This window comes from Pseudomonas sp. R62 (assembly GCF_000257605.1).
GTDB lineage: Bacteria > Pseudomonadota > Gammaproteobacteria > Pseudomonadales > Pseudomonadaceae > Aquipseudomonas > Aquipseudomonas atacamensis.
Genome location: NZ_JH635999.1, coordinates 2,247,129 through 2,248,878, shown reverse-complemented (window position 1 = coordinate 2,248,878; position 1,750 = coordinate 2,247,129). Strand labels below are relative to the sequence as shown.

General features: G+C 60.2%; 2 protein-coding genes. One reads left to right on the top strand and one right to left on the bottom strand.

Annotated features, from left to right (window positions below; genetic code table 11):
- Positions 1-876 (bottom strand): prephenate-dependent tRNA uridine(34) hydroxylase TrhP (gene trhP, locus OQK_RS27890; protein WP_016775353.1); only part of this gene is annotated, 876 nt, incomplete at its 3' end.
- A gap of 156 nt (positions 877-1,032) precedes the next feature.
- Between trhP and OQK_RS27885 the strand changes: the two genes are divergently transcribed.
- Positions 1,033-1,750, top strand: a 718-nt coding sequence (locus OQK_RS27885; RefSeq protein WP_016775352.1) for an AI-2E family transporter, incomplete at its 3' end; no start/stop codon positions are given.

Sequence of the window (1,750 nt, the reverse complement as noted above, 5' to 3'; positions counted from 1 at the left end):
ATGCGATTTGGTCCGGCCTTCGATCTTCAATGAATGCACGCCCATGCGCGTCAGCCGCTCGACATGCTGCACCGCGCGCAGATCCTTGGCGTTCATGATGTAGGTGCCGTGTTCGTCTTCGAAAGCCGGCATCAATTCATCGGGACGATTGGCTTCCTGCAACAGAAAGACCTGATCGGTCGGTGCGCCGAGGCCTAGCGTGGGCTCGGGTTGAAAGGTCTGGACGATCTCGCCGAGCTGGTTTTGTGTGGCTTCTTGCGCCGTGTACTTCCAGCGGCAGGCGTTGGTGCAGGTGCCCTGATTGGCATCGCGCTTGTTCATGTAACCGGAAAGCAGGCAGCGCCCGGAATAGGCCATGCATAGCGCGCCGTGCACGAACACTTCCAGCTCCATACCCGGCACCTGCTCGCGGATTTCGCCGATCTCTTCCAGCGACAGTTCGCGCGACAGAATGATCCGGCTCAGTCCCTGTTGCTGCCAGAACTCGACGCTCGCCCAATTCACCGTGTTGGCCTGCACCGAAAGATGAATCGGCATCAGCGGAAAATGCCGGCGCACCAGCATGATCAGGCCGGGGTCGGACATGATCAGCGCATCCGGGGCCATCTCGATCACCGGCGCCAGATCCTTGAGAAACGTCTTCAGCTTGGCGTTGTGCGGGGCGATGTTGACCACCACATAGAAGCGCTTGCCCTGCGCCTGCGCCTCACGGATGCCCAGCGCCAGGTTGGCGTGGTCGAATTCGTTGTTGCGCACCCGCAGGCTGTAGCGCGGCTGGCCGGCGTAGACCGCATCGGCGCCATAAGCGAAGGCGTAACGCATGTTTTCCAGGGTGCCGGCGGGGGCGAGAAGCTCGGGGGCGATGAGAGTCTGCATTTGGGTGTCGGTCGCAAAAGCCGCGCAGGGTAGGGCAGCTGTTGCGAGGGTTCATTGATCTGGATCTATGCTCCATGAATAAACATGGCACTCGCGCGCTCGGCGGCTGACTAAGTGGGGCGGGCGTGCGTGACGCCTGACTGACATGGACCGGATATGAACGAAAAGAGTCTGCAATTCAAATCCCTGACAGTGCTGCTGGTGCTGGTCACGGTGGCCTTTATCTGGATTCTGCTGCCGTTCTACGGCGCGGTATTCTGGGCTGTCATCCTCGGCATTCTGTTTGCGCCGGTACAGCGCAAGTTGCAGCAGAAGTTCGGCTGGCAACGCAACGTGACGTCGCTGTGCACCTTGAGCCTGTGCCTGGTGATCGCGATTCTGCCGGTGATCATCGTCAGCATCCTGCTGGTGCAGGAAGGGACGACGGTCTACAAGAACATCGAAAGCGGCGAGCTGGATATCGCCGCGTATCTGGCGCAGTTCAAGCACAGCCTGCCGCCGTACTTTCAGCACTTGCTCGACCGCTTCGGCATGGGCGAACTCGACAGCTTGCGCGAGAAGATCGTCAAAGCGGCGATGCAGGGCAGCCAGGCGCTGGCGACTCAGGCTTTCAGCTTCGGCCAGGGCACATTCGAATTCGTGGTGAGCTTTTTCATCATGCTGTATCTGCTGTTTTTCTTTCTGCGTGACGGCCCTGAGCTGGCGCGCAAGATGCGCACTGCCGTGCCGCTGGAAGAAAACCACAAGCGCCGCCTGCAACTGAAGTTCAACCGCGTGGTGCGCGCCACGGTCAAAGGCAACGTGGTGGTGGCCGTGACCCAAGGCGCGCTGGGCGGGTTGATTTTCTGGTTTCTCGACATTCCCAGCGCATTGC